The organism is Streptomyces sp. NPDC048254 (assembly GCF_043201895.1).
Classification (GTDB): domain Bacteria; phylum Actinomycetota; class Actinomycetes; order Streptomycetales; family Streptomycetaceae; genus Streptomyces.
Window position 1 is genome coordinate 808,584 of sequence record NZ_JBICZJ010000002.1, and the last position, 20,143, is coordinate 828,726.

General features: G+C 70.1%; 17 protein-coding genes, 2 tRNA genes and 1 pseudogene. 12 read left to right on the plus strand and 8 right to left on the minus strand.

What is annotated here, in order from left to right; translation table 11 throughout:
* The first annotated feature begins 218 nt into the window (after positions 1 to 218).
* The 3 genes from ACGFZQ_RS09000 (at position 219) to ACGFZQ_RS09010 (ending at position 2,120) form a co-directional block, all read left to right on the plus strand.
* Entirely contained in the window at positions 219 to 680 is a 462-nt protein-coding gene (locus tag ACGFZQ_RS09000) for a molybdenum cofactor biosynthesis protein MoaE (protein ID WP_382527666.1), read from the plus strand.
* Between the two features lie 117 nt (positions 681 to 797).
* Positions 798 to 962 (plus strand): hypothetical protein, encoded by a 165-nt coding sequence (locus ACGFZQ_RS09005; protein WP_351745444.1) that lies wholly within the window; start codon positions 798 to 800, stop codon positions 960 to 962.
* Positions 963 to 1,022: 60 nt separating this feature from the next.
* Entirely contained in the window at positions 1,023 to 2,120 is a 1,098-nt protein-coding gene (locus ACGFZQ_RS09010; RefSeq protein WP_351745441.1) for a PDZ domain-containing protein, read from the plus strand.
* Between the two features lie 107 nt (positions 2,121 to 2,227).
* On the opposite strand, the gene ACGFZQ_RS09015 is transcribed toward ACGFZQ_RS09010, so the two are convergent.
* The gene (locus ACGFZQ_RS09015) at positions 2,228 to 2,776 is read right to left on the minus strand and encodes a PPA1309 family protein (protein ID WP_393839754.1); all 549 of its coding nucleotides are present in this window, start codon (positions 2,774 to 2,776) and stop codon (positions 2,228 to 2,230) included.
* 181 nt (positions 2,777 to 2,957) lie between these two features.
* On the opposite strand from ACGFZQ_RS09015, the gene ACGFZQ_RS09020 reads away from it, so the two are divergent.
* The 4 genes from ACGFZQ_RS09020 to ACGFZQ_RS09035 all read left to right on the plus strand — a co-directional run bounded on the left by ACGFZQ_RS09020 (position 2,958) and on the right by ACGFZQ_RS09035 (position 8,292).
* On the plus strand, positions 2,958 to 5,924 hold the full coding sequence (locus tag ACGFZQ_RS09020) for a UPF0182 family protein (protein ID WP_393839883.1): 2,967 nt from the start codon (positions 2,958 to 2,960) through the stop codon (positions 5,922 to 5,924).
* Positions 5,925 to 5,965: 41 nt separating this feature from the next.
* A tRNA-Met gene (locus tag ACGFZQ_RS09025) sits at positions 5,966 to 6,039 on the plus strand.
* A gap of 259 nt (positions 6,040 to 6,298) precedes the next feature.
* Complete coding sequence (locus ACGFZQ_RS09030; protein ID WP_393839755.1) at positions 6,299 to 8,134, plus strand: sel1 repeat family protein; 1,836 nt, start codon at positions 6,299 to 6,301, stop codon at positions 8,132 to 8,134.
* A gap of 84 nt (positions 8,135 to 8,218) precedes the next feature.
* Positions 8,219 to 8,292, plus strand: a tRNA-Met gene (locus ACGFZQ_RS09035).
* 68 nt (positions 8,293 to 8,360) lie between these two features.
* Here ACGFZQ_RS09035 and ACGFZQ_RS09040 read toward each other — a convergent pair.
* The 4 genes from ACGFZQ_RS09040 to ACGFZQ_RS09055 all read right to left on the minus strand — a co-directional run bounded on the left by ACGFZQ_RS09040 (position 8,361) and on the right by ACGFZQ_RS09055 (position 11,689).
* Complete coding sequence (locus tag ACGFZQ_RS09040; protein WP_393839756.1) at positions 8,361 to 9,491, minus strand: ABC transporter substrate-binding protein; 1,131 nt, start codon at positions 9,489 to 9,491, stop codon at positions 8,361 to 8,363.
* Positions 9,488 to 10,351, minus strand: coding sequence for an ABC transporter permease (locus tag ACGFZQ_RS09045; RefSeq protein ID WP_351745429.1), 864 nt, complete (start codon positions 10,349 to 10,351; stop codon positions 9,488 to 9,490). Before ACGFZQ_RS09045 ends, ACGFZQ_RS09040 begins: the two co-directional genes overlap by 4 nt.
* A complete protein-coding gene (locus ACGFZQ_RS09050) occupies positions 10,348 to 11,169 on the minus strand; it encodes an ABC transporter ATP-binding protein (RefSeq protein WP_382527648.1) in 822 nt (273 codons plus the stop codon). The genes ACGFZQ_RS09045 and ACGFZQ_RS09050 overlap by 4 nt, the downstream gene beginning before the upstream one ends.
* Positions 11,170 to 11,269: 100 nt before the next feature.
* Positions 11,270 to 11,689: a Fur family transcriptional regulator gene (locus tag ACGFZQ_RS09055; protein WP_351745423.1), complete on the minus strand. Its 420-nt coding sequence runs from the start codon at positions 11,687 to 11,689 to the stop codon at positions 11,270 to 11,272.
* Positions 11,690 to 11,784: 95 nt separating this feature from the next.
* On the opposite strand from ACGFZQ_RS09055, the pseudogene ACGFZQ_RS09060 reads away from it, so the two are divergent.
* A pseudogene (locus ACGFZQ_RS09060) lies at positions 11,785 to 12,278 on the plus strand (catalase-related domain-containing protein); the annotation flags it as partial.
* A gap of 95 nt (positions 12,279 to 12,373) precedes the next feature.
* Here ACGFZQ_RS09060 and ACGFZQ_RS09065 read toward each other — a convergent pair.
* Entirely contained in the window at positions 12,374 to 12,766 is a 393-nt protein-coding gene (locus ACGFZQ_RS09065; protein WP_351745420.1) for a CBS domain-containing protein, read from the minus strand.
* A 183-nt stretch (positions 12,767 to 12,949) separates the two neighbouring features.
* A complete protein-coding gene (gene hisN / locus ACGFZQ_RS09070) occupies positions 12,950 to 13,750 on the minus strand; it encodes a histidinol-phosphatase (RefSeq protein ID WP_351745417.1) in 801 nt (266 codons plus the stop codon).
* Positions 13,751 to 13,984: 234 nt separating this feature from the next.
* Here hisN and ACGFZQ_RS09075 point away from each other — a divergent pair, with 234 nt between their 5' ends.
* A complete protein-coding gene (locus ACGFZQ_RS09075; RefSeq protein ID WP_351745684.1) occupies positions 13,985 to 14,587 on the plus strand; it encodes a helix-turn-helix domain-containing protein in 603 nt (200 codons plus the stop codon).
* Positions 14,588 to 14,595: 8 nt separating this feature from the next.
* On the opposite strand, the gene ACGFZQ_RS09080 is transcribed toward ACGFZQ_RS09075, so the two are convergent.
* The gene (locus tag ACGFZQ_RS09080; protein ID WP_393839757.1) at positions 14,596 to 16,290 is read right to left on the minus strand and encodes an ABC transporter family substrate-binding protein; all 1,695 of its coding nucleotides are present in this window, start codon (positions 16,288 to 16,290) and stop codon (positions 14,596 to 14,598) included.
* A gap of 134 nt (positions 16,291 to 16,424) precedes the next feature.
* Here ACGFZQ_RS09080 and ACGFZQ_RS09085 point away from each other — a divergent pair, with 134 nt between their 5' ends.
* From ACGFZQ_RS09085 to ACGFZQ_RS09095, 3 genes are read left to right on the plus strand one after another with little or no spacing between them, the layout of a single operon-like run.
* Positions 16,425 to 17,411: an ABC transporter permease gene (locus tag ACGFZQ_RS09085; RefSeq protein WP_351745411.1), complete on the plus strand. Its 987-nt coding sequence runs from the start codon at positions 16,425 to 16,427 to the stop codon at positions 17,409 to 17,411.
* Entirely contained in the window at positions 17,408 to 18,337 is a 930-nt protein-coding gene (locus ACGFZQ_RS09090; protein WP_393839758.1) for an ABC transporter permease, read from the plus strand. The genes ACGFZQ_RS09085 and ACGFZQ_RS09090 overlap by 4 nt, the downstream gene beginning before the upstream one ends.
* On the plus strand, positions 18,334 to 20,133 hold the full coding sequence (locus ACGFZQ_RS09095) for a dipeptide ABC transporter ATP-binding protein (RefSeq protein ID WP_393839759.1): 1,800 nt from the start codon (positions 18,334 to 18,336) through the stop codon (positions 20,131 to 20,133). Before ACGFZQ_RS09090 ends, ACGFZQ_RS09095 begins: the two co-directional genes overlap by 4 nt.
* Positions 20,134 to 20,143: the final 10 nt, after the last annotated feature.

Here is a 20,143-nt window from a genome sequence, read left to right on the forward strand (position 1 = left end):
CATGACTCGGAGGCGGCGTCGCGGGCCGGAAGCGGCGGCCTGCGAGCCGGAGCCGGCGATCACGACCTGGAGCCGGCCACCGCCGGCCGGAATCGATGGTCGCGTGCCGGAATCGGTGACCGCTAGCCGGGAGTAGTAGGAGTCTCCAAACGCGCACGCGCGTGTGCCGGGCGTTGGGTGTATTCCGTATGGTCCCGGGCGTGCGGCACGATGGGGGTATGGCTGCTGTGAACGATCATCCCGGTGAACTGGGTGCCGAAGATCCCGTCAAGCTGATCGGGATCCGGGAGGGCGCGCTCTCCGTGGACGAGGTCTTCGCGGCCGTGGGGGACGACGCGGCCGGTGGCATCGCGCTGTTCGTGGGGACCGTGCGGAACCACGACGGCGGCGCCGACGTGGACGCGCTCGGCTATTCGTGTCATCCCAGTGCCGAGAGCGAGATGCGACGGATCGCCGAGAAGGTCGTCGCCGAGTATCCGGTGCGGGCGCTGGCGGCGGTGCACCGGGTGGGGGAGCTGCGGGTGGGTGATCTCGCGGTGGTCGTCGGCGTGTCGTGTCCACATCGCGGGGACGCCTTTGAAGCCTGTCGGAAGCTGATCGACGACATCAAGCACGAGGTGCCCATCTGGAAGCACCAGAAGTTCTCGGATGGGACGGAGGAATGGGTCGGAGCCTGCTGAAGAACGCCTGTCCGGCTTCCGGTTGCGTAACCGTACCCCCCGCGTGAGCGTTGTCAGTGCGGATGATTAATCTGCTGATCAGTCAGTCGCGGACGGTCATGGGGTTGGGAGGTCGGCATGGGGGCGCTTGTCTGGTTGCTGATTCCGCTTGTGGCCGCGGTCGCTGCCGGGCTGTGGGGCAGCTGGGCCAACCGGACCAGGAGAGCCCGGAGCGACGGGCCCGAACTCGACGGATACGCGCGGTTCCGCGAGGCCATGGAGAGGTCCCACTCGGGCAGCTGAGACATGTCTGAGGGGTGGCCCTGACGGTGCGCTGACAGACACGTCCCGTACTGTCTTCGCATGCCACGCCGCACCGCGACGATGCTCGCCTCCACCCTGATGCTGATCGCGCTCCTGTGCGCCGGAGTGCTCATCAACGTGCCGTACTCGGAGATGTCCCCCGGCCCGACCGTGAACACGCTCGGGGACCACGGCGGCGAGCCGGTGCTGCAGATCTCCGGTCACAAGACCTACGCGACCTCCGGGCACCTGAACATGACGACCGTCCGGGTCACCAGCGCCGACTACAAGATGAACCTCGTGGAGGCCGTCTACGGATGGCTCTCGCACGACAACAAGGTCGTGCCGCACGACACGCTCTACCCGGACGGCAAGACCGAACAGCAGTCCACCCAGGAGAACGCCGAGGAGTTCAGCGAGTCCCAGGAGAGCGCGAAGGTCGCCGCCCTGAAGGAACTGGACGTCCCGGTGAAGTCCTGGGTCATCGTCTCGACGGTCCTCAAGGGCTCGCCGTCCGAGGGCAAGCTGCACGCCGGTGACGTGATCAAGGCCGTCGACGGTACGGCGGTCAAGCAGCCGACCGACGTCGCCACGCTGGTGACCAAGCACAAGCCCGGCGAGGACGTCGTCTTCACGGTCGTACCGGCCAAGGAGCAGGCGGCCGCCGTGAAGGCGGACAAGACGGCCACCAAGACCGAGAAGGTCACCCTGAAGACGACCGCCTCCAGCGACAGCGGCGAGAAGCGCGCCATCGTCGGGATCTCCGCCGGGACCGATCACACGTTCCCGTTCGACATCGACATCAAGCTCGCCGACGTCGGCGGACCGAGCGCCGGCCTCATGTTCGCGCTCGGCATCTACGACAAGCTCACCCCGGGCAACCTCACCGGCGGCAAGTTCGTCGCCGGCACCGGCACGATCGACGACGACGGCACGGTCGGCCCGATCGGCGGCATCTCGCTGAAGACCATCGGCGCGCGCGACAAGGGAGCCCAGTATTTCCTGACCCCGGCCGACAACTGCGCCGAGGCCGCCGAGGACACCCCGAGCGGTCTCACCCTGGTCAAGGTCAAGACGATCGACGACGCCCTCGGCGCCCTCAAGGACATCCGCGCCGGGGACACCGGCGCCCTGCCGAAGTGCAGCACCAAGAGCTGAGGACCGGCAGACGACCAGAAAAGCCCGGGGGCGCCCTTCCTGACGAGGGGCGCCCCCGGTGCCGTGTGCCGGCCGTGCACGACCGCGTACGACCGTGTGCGGGAGGCTCAGTCCGCGAACGTCGCCTTCAGGGCCTCCGCCAGACCCGGGACCAGGTCGGGGCCGGTGAGGACCTCCGTCGGCGAGTCCTTCTCGCGCAGCCGCACCGCCGAGTCGCGGCTGCCGTCCCGCAGCACGCCGACCGTCATCCGGACCTCCTGGCGGTCGGGGTGCTGAGCCACCCACTTGGCCAGCTTGGCGTCGCTCAGCCCCTCCGGGACCTGGTTCTCGGCGGACGGCGGCAGCATCAGCCGCTCCACCGTGAGCGCGCAGCCGACCACCGCGTCCGGCCAGGCGATGGTGCCCAGGAACTCATCCAGGGCCTTGGCCGTTGGCACTTCGTCCTGCTCGATCGGGGTGAGACCGGTGGTCACGGACTCGTCCTCCAGACCGAGCTGGGCGGCGAGAGCCGGTTCCTGGGTGCGCAGCCGTGCGGTGTCGACGAGGGCGAAGAGGCGAGCGGGCTGGTCCCAGCCGAGGCCGGAGGCGTACTCGTCGATCTCGAGGACGGCCCGGGTGAGCGGGTTCGCTGCCATGGGAGTGTTGGACATGGTCACAATCCTGCCTCGTTCATGGCCGGAATCGGGAACCGAGTAAGTCGTGAGTAAGTTGCATAGGTGTGGCCCCACGATCACGGGGGGCCACGTCCGGCCCGCGAACAAGGGGGCCTGACGCAACAAAAGCGGATCAACAGCGAATCAAACAGCGAACTTCGAGGTGCGCACCTTGGCTTTCCAGATGCCGGACCGCGGCGGAGGCCCGACGGGGCCGCGGATCAGAGCGGGCCGCCCGTCCCGGCGCGTCCGGACCCTGCTCATGACACTGGGCGTCCTTGCCGTACTCGGCATGGCGTTCACCATGTTCGCGGGCTTCTGGACGGACTGGCTCTGGTACCGGTCGGTGCACTACTCCTCGGTGTTCACCACCACCCTGTGGACGAAGATCGGGCTGTTCTTCGTCTTCGGGCTGCTGATGGCGGCCGCGGTGGGCTTCAACATCTGGCTGGCGCACCGGCTGCGGCCGCCGCTGAGCGCCATGTCCATGGAGCAGCAGAGCCTGGACCGCTACCGGATGGGCATCGCGCCGTACAAGAAGTGGCTGCTGTTCGCGGTCACCGCGCTGGTCGGGCTGATCGCCGGCGCCTCCGCGGCCGGCCAGTGGCGCACCTGGCTGATGTGGGTCAACGGCGTGCCCTTCCACCAGAAGGACCCGCAGTTCCACCTCGACGTCTCCTTCTACGCCTTCGACCTGCCCTGGTACCGGTTCCTGCTGGGCTTCGGCTTCGCCACCGCGATCCTCTCCCTGATCGCGGCCGCGCTCACCCACTACCTCTACGGCGGGCTGCGCGTCACCAGCCCCGGCGCGCGTGCCACCGGTGCCGCGACCGGCCACCTCTCGGTGCTGCTCGGCTTCTTCGTCGCCCTCAAGGCGGTCGCCTACTGGCTCGACCGCTACGGACTGGCCGTCAAGTCCAGCGACTTCAAGGCCACCGGCAACTGGACCGGCCTCAGATACGTCGACGCGAACGCGTATCTGCCGGCCAAGACGATCCTGTTCTGTATCGCCGTCATCTGCGCACTGCTGTTCTTCGCCACCCTGTGGCGGCGCACCTGGCAGCTGCCCGTCATCGGGTTCGGCCTGATGGTCCTGTCGGCGATCCTCATCGGCGGCCTGTATCCGGCGATCGTCCAGAAGTTCCAGGTCCAGCCCAACGAGCAGGCCAAGGAAGCCCCGTACGTCCAGAAGAACCTCAAGGCGACCCGCGAGGCGTACGGCATCGACGACACCCAGGTCACCGAGTACACGGGCAAGAGCACGACCACGGACGAGACCAAGCTCCGGGACGACGTCGACGCCACGGCGAGCATCCGGATCATGGACCCGAACATCGTCTCGCCGACGTTCCAGCAGCTCCAGCAGATGCGGAACTACTACGCGTTCCCGACCAATCTGGACGTGGACCGCTACACCAAGGACGGCAAGGTCCAGGACACCGTCATCGGTCTGCGCGAGCTGAACCTCGCCGGCATCCCGAAGAACAACTGGATCAACGACCACTTCCGCTACACCCACGGCTACGGCGTGGTCGCCGCGAAGGGCACCGAGGCCGACAACCAGGGCCAGCCGGTCTTCACCGAGTCCGACCTGCCGTCCCAGGGCGACCTGGGGACGTACCAGCAGCGGATCTACTACGGCGAGAAGACCAACACCTACTCGATCGTCGGCGGTCCCCAGAAGGAGATCGACTACTCCGACGACAACGGTGAGAAGCTCACCAGCTACCAGGGAAAGAGCGGGGTCAGCCTCTCCAGCCCGATCAACCGCGCCGCGTACGCGGTGGCGTTCAACGAGCCGCAGATCCTGTACTCGGGCGCGATCGGCAAGGGCTCGCGGATCCTTTACAACCGCACGCCCAAGGAGCGGGTCGAGGCGGTCGCCCCCTGGCTGACCATCGACGGCGACGCGTACCCGGCGATCGTGGACGGCCGTATCCAGTGGATCGTCGACGCCTACACGACGTCGAACGGCTATCCCTACGCCTCCCGTACGACCCTCGGTGACACCACCGCCGACTCGCTGACCGCGACCAACAACTCCCGTGCGGTGGTGGCCCAGCAGAACCAGGTCAACTACATCCGCAACTCGGTGAAGGCGACCGTCGACGCGTACACCGGCGACGTCAAGCTCTACCAGTGGGACACCGAGGACCCGGTGCTGAAGACCTGGATGAAGGCCTTCCCGGGCACGGTGCAGCCCAAGAGTGCCATCTCGCAGGACCTGATGGACCATCTCCGGTACCCGCAGGACCTGTTCAAGGTGCAGCGCGAACTGCTCACCCGCTACCACGTGACGGACGCCCAGACGTTCCTGACCGGCAGCGAGGTGTGGCAGGTGCCCGACGACCCGAGCAACAAGTCGGGCGACGCGGTGCCGCCGTACTACCTGAGCATGAAGATGCCGGACCAGAGCGCGCAGAAGTTCTCGCTGTCGACGACCTTCACGCCGAACGGCCGGGACAACCTCAGCGCGTTCATGTCGGTCGACTCCGAGGCCGGTTCCAAGGACTACGGCAAGATCAGAATCCTGAAACTGCCGACCAGTACGACCGTCGACGGACCCAAACAGGTCCAGAGCAAGTTCAACTCCGAACAGGAGATCGCCGCCGCCATCAAACTCCTCAAGGGCGGCGACTCCGAGGTCGAGTACGGCAATCTGCTGACCGTGCCGCTGGACGGGGGCCTGCTGTACGCGGAGCCCGTCTACGTACGCGGTGCCGGGGTCAAGTACCCACTGCTGCGCAAGGTGTTGGTCACCTACCAGGGCAAGACCGTCTTCGAGAACACCCTCGGCGAGGCGCTCAACAAGGTGTTCGGCTCGACCGGCTCGGACACCGGGTCCTCGGACACGGGATCCTCCGACACCGGGACGACCACCCCGCCGGCGTCCGGCAACCCGACGGTCCAACAGGCTCTGAGTGACGCCCAGAAGGCCTTCGACGCGGGACAGGAGGCCCTGAAGAAGGGCGACTGGACGGCGTACGGCAAGGCCCAGGACGAGTTGCAGGACGCGCTCAGCCGGGCCGAGGCGGCGCAGTCCAAGGCCGACAAGACCGGTGGCGGCACGTCGTCCGGCAGCAGCCCGAAGCCCAGCGCCAGTGCGAGCCCCGGTGCCAGTGCGAGCAGCAGCCCCAGTCCGAGCGGATGATCGCGTCCGCCCCGCGCCGTGGTACGGTTTGAACACAACGGCGCGGGGTGGAGCAGCTCGGTAGCTCGCTGGGCTCATAACCCAGAGGTCGCAGGTTCAAATCCTGTCCCCGCTACTGAAATCGAGGGCCCGGATCCTTTTGGATCCGGGCCTTCGTGATGTCCGGACGGGCGGCCAACGGCGCCCGGGCGAGCGGCTCGTGGTGTCCGGACGGGCGGCGAACGCATGTACCGGTGCGAGAGGTCGCCGTGCCGCTGTGGGGAGTTGGGAGAGATGTGTTTGACTTGTCGTTCTGTGGGCATGTCGACAAAACGCTGAAGTGACCTCACGGGTTGCGGTATACCGGATGTACCCAGGTTGCAGGTGGTGCGACGATGGACGTTATGGGGGACAAGGCAACTCTGTTCGAGACAGGGCGATTTGTGCAGCCTTCGGGCGAGGAGCCGACCCGCGACGAGGCCGCCGAGGCCGCTGAAGAGGCACGACGCCGGCTCCACGCCGAAGCCGGTGACGTCGAGTCGATGAGTGTCCTCGGCGCCATGCTGCTGCGCCGTGGCGACCTCGACGGGGCCGAACCCCAGCTGCGTGCCGCCACCGCCGCCGGTGACCGTGCCGCCGCCAACAACCTCGGCGTTCTCCTGCACCAGCGCGGCTACCCCGACGAGGCCGCCGGATGGTGGCGGATCGCCGCCGTGGCCGGCTCCGCGGCCGCTGCCCACGCCCTGGGCCGGCACCACCGTGAGCGCGGCGACGAACCCGCCGCCGAGTACTGGCTGCGCCAGTCCGCCGAGCAGGGCCATGCGCTCGGCGCCTACGCGCTGGCCGATCTGCTGGAGCACCGCGGCGACGCGAACGCCGGCCAGTGGATGCGGGCCGCCGCCGAACGCGGGCACCGGGAGGCGGCGTACCGGCTGGCGCGCGCGCTCGACCGCAGGGCGGGCGAGGGTGAGGCCGGGGCCGACAACGGTGTCGGCGCGGAGACCGCCGCCGGGGCCGCGGAGACCGAAGAGGCCGAGCAGTGGTACCGGCAGGCCGCCGCCCGCGGCCACCGGCGGGCCGCGCTGCACCTCGGGGCGATCCTGGAGAGACGCGGCGAGCTCAAGGAGGCCGGGCGCTGGTATCTGACCTCCGCCAAGGACGGCGAGCCCCGGGCCGCCTGCGCGCTCGGCTTCCTGCTGCGCGACGCCGGGGACACCGAGAGCGCCGCCGTGTGGTGGCTGCGGGCCGCCCAGGACGGCGACGGCAACGCCGCCAACGCGCTCGGCGCGCTGCACGCCGAGCGGGGCGAGACCCAGACCGCCGAGCGCTGGTACCGCGCGGCGATGGACGCGGGCGACGACAACGGGGCGTACAACCTCGGGCTGCTCTGCGCCGAACAGGGGCGGACCGCGCAGGCCGAGCAGTGGTACCGGCGGGCGGCCTACGCGGGACACCGGGAGGCGGCGAACGCGCTCGCCATCCTGCTGCTCCAGGGCGGCGACACGGCCGGCGCCGAACCGTGGTTCTCCAAGGCCGCCGAGGCCGGCAGCGTGGACGCCGCGTTCAACCTCGGGATCCTCTACGCCGGGCGCGGCGAGGACCGTGTCGCGCTGCGCTGCTACGAGCAGGCGGCCGCCGCCGGGCACACGGAGGCGGCGCTCCAGGTCGGCATCGCCCGGCTGCGGGAGGGCGACGAGGCCGCCGCCGAGCGGCATCTGCGGTGCGCCGCGGGCGGCGGGAGCGCCGAGGCCGCCTACCGGCTGGCCGCCGTGCTCGACGCCCGCCGCCCGGCGGTCTCCGAGCACGAGCTCGGCGAGTCCTCGCTGCACACCAAGACCGAGTGCGAGGAGTGGTACGAGCGCGCCGCCTCGCAGGGGCACCGGCGCGCCCAGGTGCGGGTCGGGATGCTCGCCGCGGCGCGCGGGGACGTGGTGGAGGCGGCGCGGTGGTACCGCATCGCGGCCGAGGCCGGATCGCGGAACGGCGCGTTCAACCTCGGGCTGCTGCTGGCCCGGGAGGGGAGCGAGCCCGAGGCCGCCGTGTGGTGGCAGCGGGCCGCCGACGCGGGGCACGGGCGGGCGGCGTTGCGGCTGGCCCTGGTCTACGCGCGTCGTGGCGAGCTGGCCGAGGGGCAGCGGTGGGCCGACCGGGCGGTGGCGCTGGGACCGGCCGAGGTGACCGGGCGGGCGGGCCGGCTCCGGGACGCGCTGCGCGAGGAGCTGTCGGCCTGAGCTGAGCATTTCCGCAGCTCAGGTGGGCTGACGGCAATGGATTTGCTTCTGCTCGCATCCCTCACGTAGTGTTCTGTTCATCGACGCGGGGTGGAGCAGCTCGGTAGCTCGCTGGGCTCATAACCCAGAGGTCGCAGGTTCAAATCCTGTCCCCGCTACTGAAGGCTGAGGGCCGGAATCCAGAAACGGATTCCGGCCCTCGGTTTTTCCCCGGCGACAGGTACGGCTACGGGGCGTGCCCCACCGCCTCCTCGTAGAGCGCCCGGTCCACCGTCCGGGACTCGGGGAGCGGGGCGCCGGACTCGACGCCCTGGGCCCGGTACGCCGACTGCAGCCGCGTCGTCGTGCCCGCGCGGATCTCCCAGTCCATGCGCAGCGGCGGGGTCGAGCGCAGGATCGCGGGGTCGGTCTTCAGCAGCTTCGCGAGGTACGTGACGAAGTCCGCGTCCGACTTGTAGTCGCCGGCGAAGTACGTGTCGACCGTGCGGATGTAGGCCCTGAGCAGCGCCACTCCCGCGTCGACGTCGTCGTCCAGGAGGGTACGGCCGTACAGCATCCCGCCCAGCGGCTCGCCCTGCGGCTGGCCGCCCAGGAACGCGTAGCCGGCCTTCCCGGTGACCTGGCGCCACACCGGGTCCAGGAGCCAGGCCGATTCGACGCCGCCGTTCTGCAGGGCCGTGAGGACGTCGGCCGAGCCCAGTTGCTGGTAGCGGATCCGGTCCAGGCCGCCGCCATGGCTCGCCAGCGCCTTCTGCATGGGGTACGCGATCACCGAGCCCTTGCCGATCATCGTGCCCAGGGTGCGCCCCGCCATCTCCACGCCGGACGCGCTCTCGCCGTTCTTCAGGCGCACCCACAGGCCGCTCCGCGACTCCGGGTCGGGCGAGAAGTTGCCCGCGACCCACTTGATGTCGAAGCCGCCGCGGACGCCGTTCATCACGGCCGCCTCGGGCGCCGCCCACATCGCGTCGATGTCCCCCTTGGCCAGCAGGGGCAGCGCGTCCGGCGTGGGCAGCACCTTCAGCGTGACGTCCAGGCCCTCCGCTTTGAACTCGCCCTTGTCCAGGGCCACTTCGAGAGGTGCCACGTACTCCGCGCTCAGGGTGCCGGTGGCGATGGTGATCTTGCGGGGTTTCGCCAGGGGGCGGGCCGCGGGCTTGCCGGGGGAGCACCGGGCCGGGGTCCTCGTCGGTGAGAGGTCGGCCGGGTCGGTCCAGGATCCCTGGCCGCAGCCCGCCACCGGTCGGATCGTGCGATGTGCCGTGGCCGTCTCCCGGTCCTCGGCGTGCCTGGCCGAGCAGGCCGTCGCCAGCAGGGTCAGCGCCGCTGCCGCGACCGCGTACCGATGCGCTCTCATGACTGCCCCCGTCCCCGGTCCCGCGGCGCCCACGGGGTGAGCAGGCGGCCGGCGAGCCGAATCAGCTCGGAGAAGACCACGCCCAGGACGGCGACGCAGACGATCCCCACGAACATCACGTCGTTCTGGAACAGCGCGCGCGAGTCGAAGATGAGGTGGCCGAGGCCGTCCGTGGCCGCGATCTGCTCGGAGGCGACGATCACCAGGACGGCCACTCCCGCGGCGATCCGCGCGCCGACCAGGACCGCCGGGAGTGAGGCCGGCAGCAGGACATGGCGGAACATCTGCCAGGGCGAGGCGCCGAAGACCCGGCCCGCGTCACGGTGGCCGGACGGGACGGCGATCACCGCCGACATCGTGGAGATCCACACGAAGAAGAAGACCGTGACCGCCACCAGGGCCACCTGCGGGCCCTCGCCCAGGCCGAACATGTTCAGGAAGACCGGGAGCAGGGCCAGCTTCGGTACCACGTACAGGGCGTCCAGGAGCGGCTCCAGGGCCGCCTTGACCAGCGGGAGGGAGCCCATCAGCAGGCCCAGCAGATAGCCGGCCGCCGTGCCCACCGCGTAGCCCGCGAGCACCCGGCGGGTGGTCGCCCAGACGTCCGGCCACAGGTCGCCCGCCGTCGCCCGGTCCCAGCCGTCGGAGAGGATCGTGGACGGTGCCGGGTAGACGCGGTCGTCGATCCAGGCCTGGGTGGCGGCCAGCTGCCACAGGAGGACCAGGAGAACGGGGACGGCGGTCGCCAGGGTCAGCTCCAGGGCGCGCCGGCGCCGGTGGGTGCGGGCGGGACGGAGTTCGGCGGGGCCGGGGGCGCGGACCAGGACACGGGTCTCGCGGCCCGGTGTGAGGGTCGTCATGCCGGTACCGCCTCCTTGCGCAGCAGCTCCCACAGTTCGCTCTTCAGCGCCGTGAACTCGGGGGTGTCGCGGATTCCGCCGGTGCGCGGGCGCGGGAACGGCGGGCGGTGCTCGGCGATGATCCGGCCCGGGCGGGCGGACATCACCAGCACCCGGTCGCCGAGGACCAGCGCCTCCTCCAGGCTGTGGGTGATGAAGAGGGTGGTGGTGCGCAGGGCCTGGGTGAGGTCCAGGAGCTCGTCCTGGAGGATCACTCGCAGCTGCGCGTCCAGGGCGGCGAACGGCTCGTCCATGAGGAGGAGTTCGGGCTCGACGGCGAGGGCGCGGGCGATCGCCACCCGCTGGCGCATCCCGCCCGACAGGGTCGCGGGGTAGGCGTCGGCGAAGTCCGCGAGCCCCAGCCGGGCCAGCCAGTCCGCGGCCCGGGCGTTCGCCGCGCGGCGCGGGACGCGCTGTACGTCGAGGCCGAAACGGACGTTGGCCAGGACCGTCTTCCAGTCGTAGATACCGTAGTCCTGGAAGATCATCGCGGCCGGGCGGGGACTGTCGGTACGGATCTCCAGTCGGCCGGCGCTCGGGCGGAGCAGGCCGGCCGCGATCCGCAGCAGGGTCGACTTGCCGCAGCCCGAGGGCCCGACCAGACAGACGAACTCACCCGGCGCGACGGCCAGGTCGAGCGGGCCGAGGGCGTCGACCGCGTGGGGGGACCGGCCGAAGGTGCGGGTCAGGGCATGGGCGTGGAGCTTCGGATACGCCGGAGGCGGCTGATACGGCTCTCCCACGGGATCTCCTCGCAAGAGTGCGGACCCCAAGACCATATGACGGACCGTCAGATTCGGGAACCCCGTGTACGGCGAAGAGATACGACACGAAGGCCCCGGCACTCACCGTGAGTGCCGGGGCCCTTCGGGACGTTCGTCAGGCGGCCGCCGCGCAGTCCGGGCACAGGCCGCGGTACGTCACCTCGACGTCGGAGACCGTGAAGCCGAACCGCTCCGAGGCGGGGAGGTCGGCCAGCGGGTTGCCGGTCGGGTGGACGTCGCGGATCGAGCCGCAGTGGGCGCAGACCAGGTGGTGGTGCGGGCGGTGGGCGTTCGGGTCGTACCTCTTGGCGCGCTTGTCCGTCGAGACCTCGAGCACTTCACCGAGCGAGACCAGCTCGCCGAGGGTGTTGTAGACGGTCGCCCGGGAGATCTCCGGCAGCTTGGTGACAGCCCTGGCGTGGACCTCGTCGGCCGTCAGGTGGACGTGTTCGCCGTCGAGGACCTCGGCCACGACGCGTCGCTGCGCGGTCATCCGCCATCCGCGTCCACGCAGCCGTTCCAGAAGGTCACTCATGCTCACCAGCCTAACAGCAGGCCGACCATTTTCCGAACGAGTGTGACTTTGGAGCTGGGCTCGACTTGGACTAACTCCAATGTGGGATCGAACTCAAGGTGTGGCCGCACGCGGACTACCCGCGGTCGATTTTCTCGCGGGCGCACTTCGTGCCGGGCATCGGCCCGTCGCCCGACAAGATGCTCCAGGGTCGCCTGTTCGCCTACGGCGACGCGCACCGTTACCGCGTCGGCATCAAAGCCGACCACCTGCCGGTCAACCGCCCGCACGCCACCGAGGCGCGCAGCCGAACAGCTTCGGCGGACCGGCGCAGACCGGCCGTCCGCTGTGGCAGGCCATAGCGGTCGGCGGGGCGACCGGCGAGTCCTCGGCGCCGGTGCACGCCGAGGACGACGACTTCGGGCAGGCGGGCGATCTCTACCGCCTGGTGTCCGAGGACGAGAAGGAACGGCTGATCGGGAACCTGGCGGGCTTCATCGCCAAGGTGTCGCGCGAGGACATCGCCGAGCGCGCGATCGGCAACTTCCGTCGGGCCGACGCGGACTTCGGCAAGCGGCTGGAGGTCGCGGTCCAGGCCCTGCGTGGCTGACACTCCAGTACTGGACCGCTTGTCGTGGGCGGGCGGGCCGGATCCCCGGGAGGTCGGGGTCCGGCCCGTTCGGCGTGCCGGTGCGGACCGGGGTGCTAGACGGGTTGCGGGGTGCGGGCCCCGACCCAGCAGCGGATGATGTCGCGGACCGAGACGATGCCGGCCGGCTCGCCGCCGTCGAGGACGATCAGATGGCGGAAGCCGCCGTGGGCCATCGCCCGGGCCGCCTCCTCCAGGGTCCAGGTCGGGGTGGCGAACACGACGTCGTTGGTGGTGTGGGCGTGGATGGGCTCCGTGTCCGGGTTCTGGCCCAGGCCGACGGAGTTCAGGATGTCGCGTTCGGTGAGGATGCCGATGCCGCCGGCGTCCGGGTCGTGGACGATCGCCGCGCCCACGCGACGCGCGGACATCAGGGCGGCTGCCTGGCGGAGTGTGTGGGCGGGGCCGACGGTGAGGACCACCGTGCTCATGGCGTCACGGACGAGCATGAAAGGTGCCACCTCCTAGGGAACCGCGGAGTTAGTTCCGTGATTCACAAACGCACAAAGCGGGGGTTCTCACAGGGTGGCAGGTAAAGCCCGGGTCAACAAGGGGGTGTGCGTAGCCAATTGAGGGCACATGCGCTCATATGTGCCGGAGGAAACTGCCCTGTTCTGCCTCAGAAGGCTGTTTCAGTAACGCTGGGTGAGGTACGACAGCAGCTCGTCGTGGAGCAGGCCGTTGGACGCGGCCGCGTTGCCGCTGTGCGGGCCGGGGCGGCCGTCCAGGCCGGTGAAGGTGCCGCCGGCCTCCGTCACGACGATCGCGGTGGCCGCCATGTCCCACAGGGACAGCTCCGGCTCGGCGCAGATGTCCACCGACCCCTCGGCGACCATCATGTACGGCCAGAAGTCGCCGTACGCGCGCGTGCGCCACACTTCGCGGCTCAGGTCCAGGAAGCCGTTCAGCTGTCCCCGCTCGTCCCAGCCGCTCAGCGAGGAGTACGCGAACGAGGCGTCGGACAGCTTCGAGACCTTGGAGACGTGCAGGCGGGTCGCCGAGGTGAGGCTGCGGCCGGTGTAGGCGCCGTGCCCCTGCGCCGCCCACCAGCGGCGGCCCAGCGCCGGTGCGGAGACCACGCCGACGACCGGCCGGTAGCCGCCCTCGGCCGCCTCCATCAGGGAGATCAGGGTCGCCCAGACAGGGACCCCGCGTACGTAGTTCTTGGTGCCGTCGATCGGGTCGATCACCCAGCGGCGCGGGCCGGTGCCCTCGATGCCGTACTCCTCGCCGAGGACCGCGTCCCGTGGGCGGGCGCGCTGCAGGTGGCCGCGGATCAGCTCCTCGGCGGCCTTGTCGGCCTCGCTCACCGGGGTCATGTCCGGCTTGGTCTCGACCTTGAGGTCGAGGGCCTTGAAGCGGGCCATGGTGGCGGCGTCGGCCGCGTCAGCGAGCACGTGGGCGAGCCGCAGGTCATCGTGGTAGTCCGGCATGTGACGAACGCTATCTGCCGGGGTGGGGGCGGGGCTACAGAGGCACGGGGCGGATACCGGGGATGTCCCGGGACGGTGGTACGGGCGGGGGTGATCATCCGGCGATCGGGTGGTGGCCTCGGCGCGCCCGCGTGGGTTGGCCGAAGGGCGCCCCCCGGTGCCTTCGCGAACCCTTGACAGTGGGATCGTGCGCGTCAAATCTGGGCGCAGAGCCGCTCGCCCCAGGAGGCGATGATGCCTGCAGCCCGGGAGTCCCTGCTGGACGCCGCGTACACGGCGCTCGCCCGCCGCCCGTGGGCCGCCGTGCGGATGGTCGACGTGGCCGCGGCGGCCGGGGTGTCCCGGCAGACGCTGTACAACGAGTTCGGCAGCAAGGAAGGCCTGGCGAGGGCGCTGGTCCGCCGGGAGGCCGACGGGTATCTCGCGGGGGTGGAGCGGGCGCTGGTCAGCCATACCGAGATGCGGGAGCGCCTGACGGCGACGGCCGAGTGGATGGCCGCGGCGGCTCGGGAGAACGTGCTGGTACGGGCGATGCTCACGGGGTGCTGGAGCGAGCGGCTGCCGTCGCCGACGCTGACCGCGGTGCCGTCTTCTTCGGCGGTACCGGCGCAGCGGAGGGCGGACGGGCCGCTGCCTTCTCCTGGGGACTTCGTGCAGATCGTGCGGGACCGGGCGGTGGCGGTGCTGTCCGGACCGGGAGCCGTGCGGGGGAACGGCGAGCTGGCCCGGTCGTGCGAACTCATGGTGCGGCTCGCGTTGTCGTGTGTGGCCGCGCCGCCGGGGGAGGGCGGGGTGGCGGAACTGGTCCGCGGGGCGCTCCACCGGCAGCTCGCCTGATCAGCGCGTCACTTCAGCCAGCCCACCTTCGTGTAGTCCACGTCGGCCAGCCCGCTCGCGCCGTAGTTCGCCAGATCGGAGCGGACGGCCAGCACTTGCGGGCGCTGGTAGAGCGGGATGGAGTGGCCCAGCGCCCAGATCTTCGCGTCGGCCTCGTTGTACAGCTTGTTCGCCGCGGCCGTGTCCGTGGTCTCGCCCGCCTTCTTCAGCAGCGCGTCGATCTCCGGGGAGCTCACCGAGCCGTAGTTCTGGTAGAGGTTCTTGCCCGACGGCTGCCGGTAGATCGGGTACGCCTGGGAGCGGAAGGTCTGGTCGACCCAGCGGAAACTGGTCAGGTCGAAGTTGCCGATCGTGACGTACTTGGAGAAGTAGTCGTCGCTCGGCACCTTCTGGATGTCGACCTTGATGCCGGCCTGCGCCAGCTGCGCCTGGACCAGTTCCGACTGGTCGACCTGCGCGGACGTGGAGCCCGCGCTGAGCGTGTAGCCGAGGGTGAGCTGCTTGCCGTCCTTGACGCGCTTGTCGCCCTGGAGCTTCCAGCCGGCCGCGTCCAGCAACTCGCCCGCCTTCTTCAGGTCGTACGTGGCGTAGGTGCCGGAGTTGTCCTGGTACCCGGCCTGGTTGGGCATGAAGAAGTGGCTGCCGTACGACTTGAGCTCGACCGGCAGGTCCTTGCCGAAGGCGGTGGCGATGGCCTTGCGGTCGATGGCGTGCTGGAGGGCCTGGCGGACCCGGACGTCCTTGAGCGGCCCGTGCGCGCCGTTGATCTCGATGTGCACCTCGTCCCAGCGGGCGCCGACCCGGATGTCGGTGCCGGCCGCCTTGTCCAGCCGCTTGTAGTCCTCGGGGAGGATGGCCGAGGCGTAGTCGATCTCCTTGTTGAGGTAGGCGTCCGTCCAGGCCGTGTAGTCCAGTGCGCGGAAGACGATCGAGTCCAGTTTCGGCCTGGTTCCCCACCAGTCGGGGTCCGGCACCGCCGTGATCGTCTGGGCCGTCTTGTCGTACGAGGAGATCTTGAAGGCGTTGCCGGTGACCGGGATCTTCTCGGTCCAGCCCTTGTTGAACTTGTCGGGTGTGTCGATCGCGGAGGCAGGCAGCAGCGGGTCGAACAGGCGCCGCCAGTCGGCGTACGGGGTGGCGAAGACGACCTCGACCTGGTGTGCGTCGGCGCCCTGCCGGACCGTGGTGATCTGCTCGTAGCCCGAGGTGTCGGCGGCCTCGTACGCGTTGTTCTTCCCGTTCTGCGACTGCCAGACGGCCTTGAAGTCACGCCAGCCCAGCGGCTTCCCGTCGGACCACCGGGCCTTCGGGTTGAGCTTGTAGACGACGGTCTGCGGGCTGGTGGAGGTGACCTCGGCGGAGATCAGGAAGTCCGGGTTGACGTGGCTGTCGCCCTGCGCGTCCGCGTCGAACAGATCGGGTTCGACCAGCTCGTTGATGTCGGCGGCGTCGCCCTGGTTGCCGTTGGCGGTGTAGCGGTTGAAGTCCGCGATCCACTGCGAGATCGCCAGTTTGAGGGTGCCGCCCTGCCTGATGTCGCTCAGCGGGTGGGCGTTGATCTGCTGGCTGCCGGACGGGGCCGCGCTCTTCTGGGCGACGGGTTTGCCGTCGTCCGACGAGCCGCAGCCGGTCACCAGCAGCGCCGTCGCCGCGGTGGCGGCGACCCAGGCGGCGGCGGTGGTGGAGCGCAGAGGCGGGCGCATGTCGGTGTCCTTCACGGAAGGCGGGACTGGATGCGCCGAACGTAGAACGCGCTACGACGATCGGGGGAGGCCTCCCAGAGATCTGACATGCCCTCTTCATAATGTGGCAACAAGAGGACTACACCATTTCTTCTGTGTCCGCCTACCTGGCCAAACGCCTCGGCTACTACGCCGTACTGCTGCTGGCCGCCGTCTGCCTGTCCTATCTGCTGGCGTCCTTCGCGCTCGACCCCCGCGCGTACTACGCCGAGCGGCAGCCGCCGATTCCCACGGCCTCGGTGAACCACCACCTCACCGAGATCGGCGTCAACGACCACGACCCGCTGCTCTCCCGCTTCCTGCGCTGGGCGGGTCACGCGGTCCGCGGCGACCTCGGGCAGACCATCGACGGCACCTCCGTCAACGCCGAGTTCGGCCGTCGGATCGGCGTCAGCCTGCGGCTGCTGCTCGCCGGCACCGTCCTCGGCACGGTCGCGGGTGTGCTCGTCGGCGCCTGGACGGCCGTACGGCAGTACCGGTTCAGCGACCGGGCGGTCACCGTGGCGTCCTTCGCGCTCCTGTCGACTCCCGTGTTCCTGCTGGCGATCCTGCTCAAGACCGGGGCGATCTGGTTCAACCAGAGCACCGGCACCGATCTCATCCAGTTCACGGGGGAGAAGAGCCCCGGGCTGACCGGCGGCTTCTGGGCGATCCTGCGCGACCGGTCGGTGCATCTCCTCCTGCCCACCCTCTCCATCGCCCTCTTCGCCATCGCGAGCTACAGCCGCTACCAGCGCAACACCATGCTCGACGTCCTCGGCTCCGACTATCTGCGCACCGCCCGGGCGAAGGGGCTGGGGCGGCGGACGGTGCTGCTCAAGCACGGCCTGCGCACCGCGCTGATCCCCATGTCGACCTACTTCTCCTACGGCTTCCTCGCCCTGTTCACCGGTGCCACCTTCACCGAGACCATCTTCGGCTGGCACGGCATGGGCGAGTGGTTCGTCGCCTCCATAGGCAAGAACGACGTCAACTCGGTCGTCGCCGTCAACGTCTTCGCCGCCGTCACCGTGCTCCTGTCCGGCTTCCTCGCCGACCTGCTGCACGCCGCCCTCGACCCGCGTATCCGGCAGGGGTCATGAGCACCGCTCTCGAAAGGCCCCCGGAGGGCCTCGAACCGGAGGGTTCCGAAAAGGCCGGCCGGGACCGGGCCCCGGCCGGCCGGGGCGCCGTCGTCCTGCGCCGCTTCCTGCGCAACCGCACCGCCCTCACGGGCGCGGTGGCCCTCCTGCTGCTCTTCCTGCTGGCCTTCGCCGGGCCGTATGTCACCCCGTGGTCGTACAGCCACATCGACTACACCGCGCTGCGGGCCGCGCCGAGCGCCGACCACTGGTGGGGGACGAACCGGATCGGGCAGGACGTGTTCGCGCAGACCGTGCGCGGGCTCCAGAAGTCCCTGGTCATCGGATTGCTGGTGGCCGTGCTCGCCACCGGTCTCGCCTCGCTCGTCGGGGCCTGCGCGGGCTACTTCGGCGGCTGGACCGACCGGCTGCTGATGTTCTTCGTCGATCTGCTGCTGGTCTTCCCCTCCTTCCTGATCATCGCGATCGTCTCGCCCCGGCTGCGCTCCGGCGGCTGGTTCGCCTTCGTCGGACTGCTCGCCGCCTTCGGCTGGATGATCACCGCGAGGGTGGTGCGGTCCATGACCCTGTCCCTGAAGGAGCGCGAGTTCGTGCGCGCCGCGCGCTTCATGGGCGTCGGCCCCTTCCGGATCATCTGGCGGCACGTCCTGCCCAACGTCGCCTCCTTCCTCATCATCGACGCGACCATCCAGGTCGGCGGCGCGGTGATGAGCGAGACCGCGCTGTCCTACTTCGGCTTCGGCGTCCAGCCGCCCGACGTGTCCCTGGGCACCCTGATCGCCTCGGGGACGGGTGCGGCGGTGACCTACCCGTGGATGTTCTTCTTCGCCGCCGGACTGCTGGTGGTGTTCGTGCTGGCCGTGAACCTGGTGGGCGACGGGCTGCGGGACGCGCTGGATCCGACCTCCGCGGGGGAAACACGATGACGAAGGGACCGCTGCTCGAAGTGGCCGGTCTGGAAGTCCGGTTCGACGGCCGGCCGGCGGTGCGCGGGATCGATCTCGCCCTCGACCGGGGCGAGGTCCTCGGTCTGGTCGGGGAGTCGGGGTCCGGGAAGTCCGCGACCGCCTTGGCCGTCCTCGGGCTGCTGCCCGGCAACGCGGCCGTGCGCGGTTCCGTGCGCCTGGAGGGGACCGAGCTGCTCGGCGCCCCCGAACGGGAGCTGACCCGGATCCGGGGCGGCCGGGTCTCGATGGTCTTCCAGGACCCGCTGTCCGCGTTCACGCCCGTCTACCGGATCGGCGACCAGATCGCCGAAGCCGTACGGGCCCATCAGGACATCTCACGGGAGAAGGCCGCCGCCCGTGCCGTCGAGTTGCTCGACCTCGTCGGGATTCCCGAACCCGCGCTGCGGGCGCGGTCCTTTCCGCACGAGTTCTCCGGAGGCATGCGCCAGCGGGCGATGATCGCCATGGCGATGGCCGACGACCCCGCCCTGATCCTCGCCGACGAACCGACCACCGCTCTCGACGTCACCATCCAGGCCCAGGTCCTGGACGTGCTGCGGACCGCCCAGCGGGAGACCGGGGCCGCCGTGCTGCTGGTCAGCCACGATCTCGGGGTCGTCGCCGGGACGGCCGACCGGGTCGCCGTGATGCGCGACGGGCGGGTGGTCGAACAGGGACCGGTGGACGACGTCTTCGGGCGCCCACGGGAGCCGTACACGCGGGAGCTGCTCGCGGCGGTCCCGCGACTCGACGCGACGCGCCGGCCCCGGCCGGGCAGCGGGGAACCGGTGCTGAGAGTACGCGGGCTCACCCGCACCTTCCCCGTCCTCAAGGGCACCGCCTTCCGGCGCCGCGTCGGCACGGTGTACGCCGTGGACGGCGTCGATCTCGACGTGCGGCGGGGCGAGACGCTCGCGCTGGTCGGCGAGTCGGGGTCCGGGAAGTCGACGACCCTCTTCGAACTGCTCGAACTGGGCAGGCCGGAAGGCGGCTCGGTCGAGCTGTTCGGGCAGGAACCCGGGAAGCTGGACAAGGCCGGGATCAAGGCGCTGCGGCGGCGGATGCAGATCGTCTTCCAGGACCCGATGGCATCGCTCGATCCGCGCATGCCGGTCGGGGACATCGTCGCCGAGCCGCTGCGGACGCAGGGGGCCGGCAAGGCCGTCGTCGGGCGACGGGTGCGCGAGCTGCTGGCGCAGGTCGGACTCGATCCGGCGCATGCGGAGCGGTTCCCGCACGAGTTCTCCGGAGGACAACGGCAGCGGATCGGTATCGCCCGCGCGCTGTCCGTCGAGCCGGAGCTGCTGGTGCTGGACGAGCCGGTGTCCGCGCTCGACGTCTCCGTCCAGGCGGGGGTGCTGGACCTGCTCCAGCGGTTGAAGGAGGAGCTGGGGCTGGCGTATCTGTTCGTCTCGCACGATCTGTCCGTGGTCCGGAACATCGCCGACCGGGTGTCCGTGGTCTATCTCGGGCGGACGGTCGAGGCGGGGCCCGTGGACGAGGTGTTCGCCCGGCCCCGGCATCCCTACACGCAGGCCCTGCTGTCGGCCGTGCCGTTGCCCGATCCGGAGCGGGAGCGGCGGCGGACCCGGATTCTGCTGGCGGGGGATCCGCCGAGTCCTACCCGGAGATACGAGGGATGCCGTTTCCGGGGGCGGTGCCCGTTGTACGCGGAGCTGACGCAGGACGAGCGGAAACGGTGCGCTCACGAGGTGCCGGTGTTCGACGGGGACGGGGTGGCCTGTCATTTCCCGCGCGTGCGGGTGGTCGTGTGACAAGCCCCGA

Coding starts and splice junctions, on each gene's coding strand:
- ACGFZQ_RS09000 (WP_382527666.1), top strand. CDS start 219: ATGGCTGCTGTGAACGATCATCCCGGTGAACTGGGTGCCGAAGATCCC.
- ACGFZQ_RS09005 (WP_351745444.1), top strand. CDS start 798: ATGGGGGCGCTTGTCTGGTTGCTGATTCCGCTTGTGGCCGCGGTCGCT.
- ACGFZQ_RS09010 (WP_351745441.1), top strand. CDS start 1,023: ATGCCACGCCGCACCGCGACGATGCTCGCCTCCACCCTGATGCTGATC.
- ACGFZQ_RS09020 (WP_393839883.1), top strand. CDS start 2,958: ATGCCGGACCGCGGCGGAGGCCCGACGGGGCCGCGGATCAGAGCGGGC.
- ACGFZQ_RS09030 (WP_393839755.1), top strand. CDS start 6,299: ATGGACGTTATGGGGGACAAGGCAACTCTGTTCGAGACAGGGCGATTT.
- ACGFZQ_RS09040 (WP_393839756.1), bottom strand. CDS start 9,491: ATGAGAGCGCATCGGTACGCGGTCGCGGCAGCGGCGCTGACCCTGCTG.
- ACGFZQ_RS09045 (WP_351745429.1), bottom strand. CDS start 10,351: ATGACGACCCTCACACCGGGCCGCGAGACCCGTGTCCTGGTCCGCGCC.
- ACGFZQ_RS09050 (WP_382527648.1), bottom strand. CDS start 11,169: ATGGTCTTGGGGTCCGCACTCTTGCGAGGAGATCCCGTGGGAGAGCCG.
- ACGFZQ_RS09055 (WP_351745423.1), bottom strand. CDS start 11,689: ATGAGTGACCTTCTGGAACGGCTGCGTGGACGCGGATGGCGGATGACC.
- ACGFZQ_RS09065 (WP_351745420.1), bottom strand. CDS start 12,766: ATGCTCGTCCGTGACGCCATGAGCACGGTGGTCCTCACCGTCGGCCCC.
- hisN (WP_351745417.1), bottom strand. CDS start 13,750: ATGCCGGACTACCACGATGACCTGCGGCTCGCCCACGTGCTCGCTGAC.
- ACGFZQ_RS09075 (WP_351745684.1), top strand. CDS start 13,985: ATGCCTGCAGCCCGGGAGTCCCTGCTGGACGCCGCGTACACGGCGCTC.
- ACGFZQ_RS09080 (WP_393839757.1), bottom strand. CDS start 16,290: ATGCGCCCGCCTCTGCGCTCCACCACCGCCGCCGCCTGGGTCGCCGCC.
- ACGFZQ_RS09090 (WP_393839758.1), top strand. CDS start 17,408: ATGAGCACCGCTCTCGAAAGGCCCCCGGAGGGCCTCGAACCGGAGGGT.
- ACGFZQ_RS09095 (WP_393839759.1), top strand. CDS start 18,334: ATGACGAAGGGACCGCTGCTCGAAGTGGCCGGTCTGGAAGTCCGGTTC.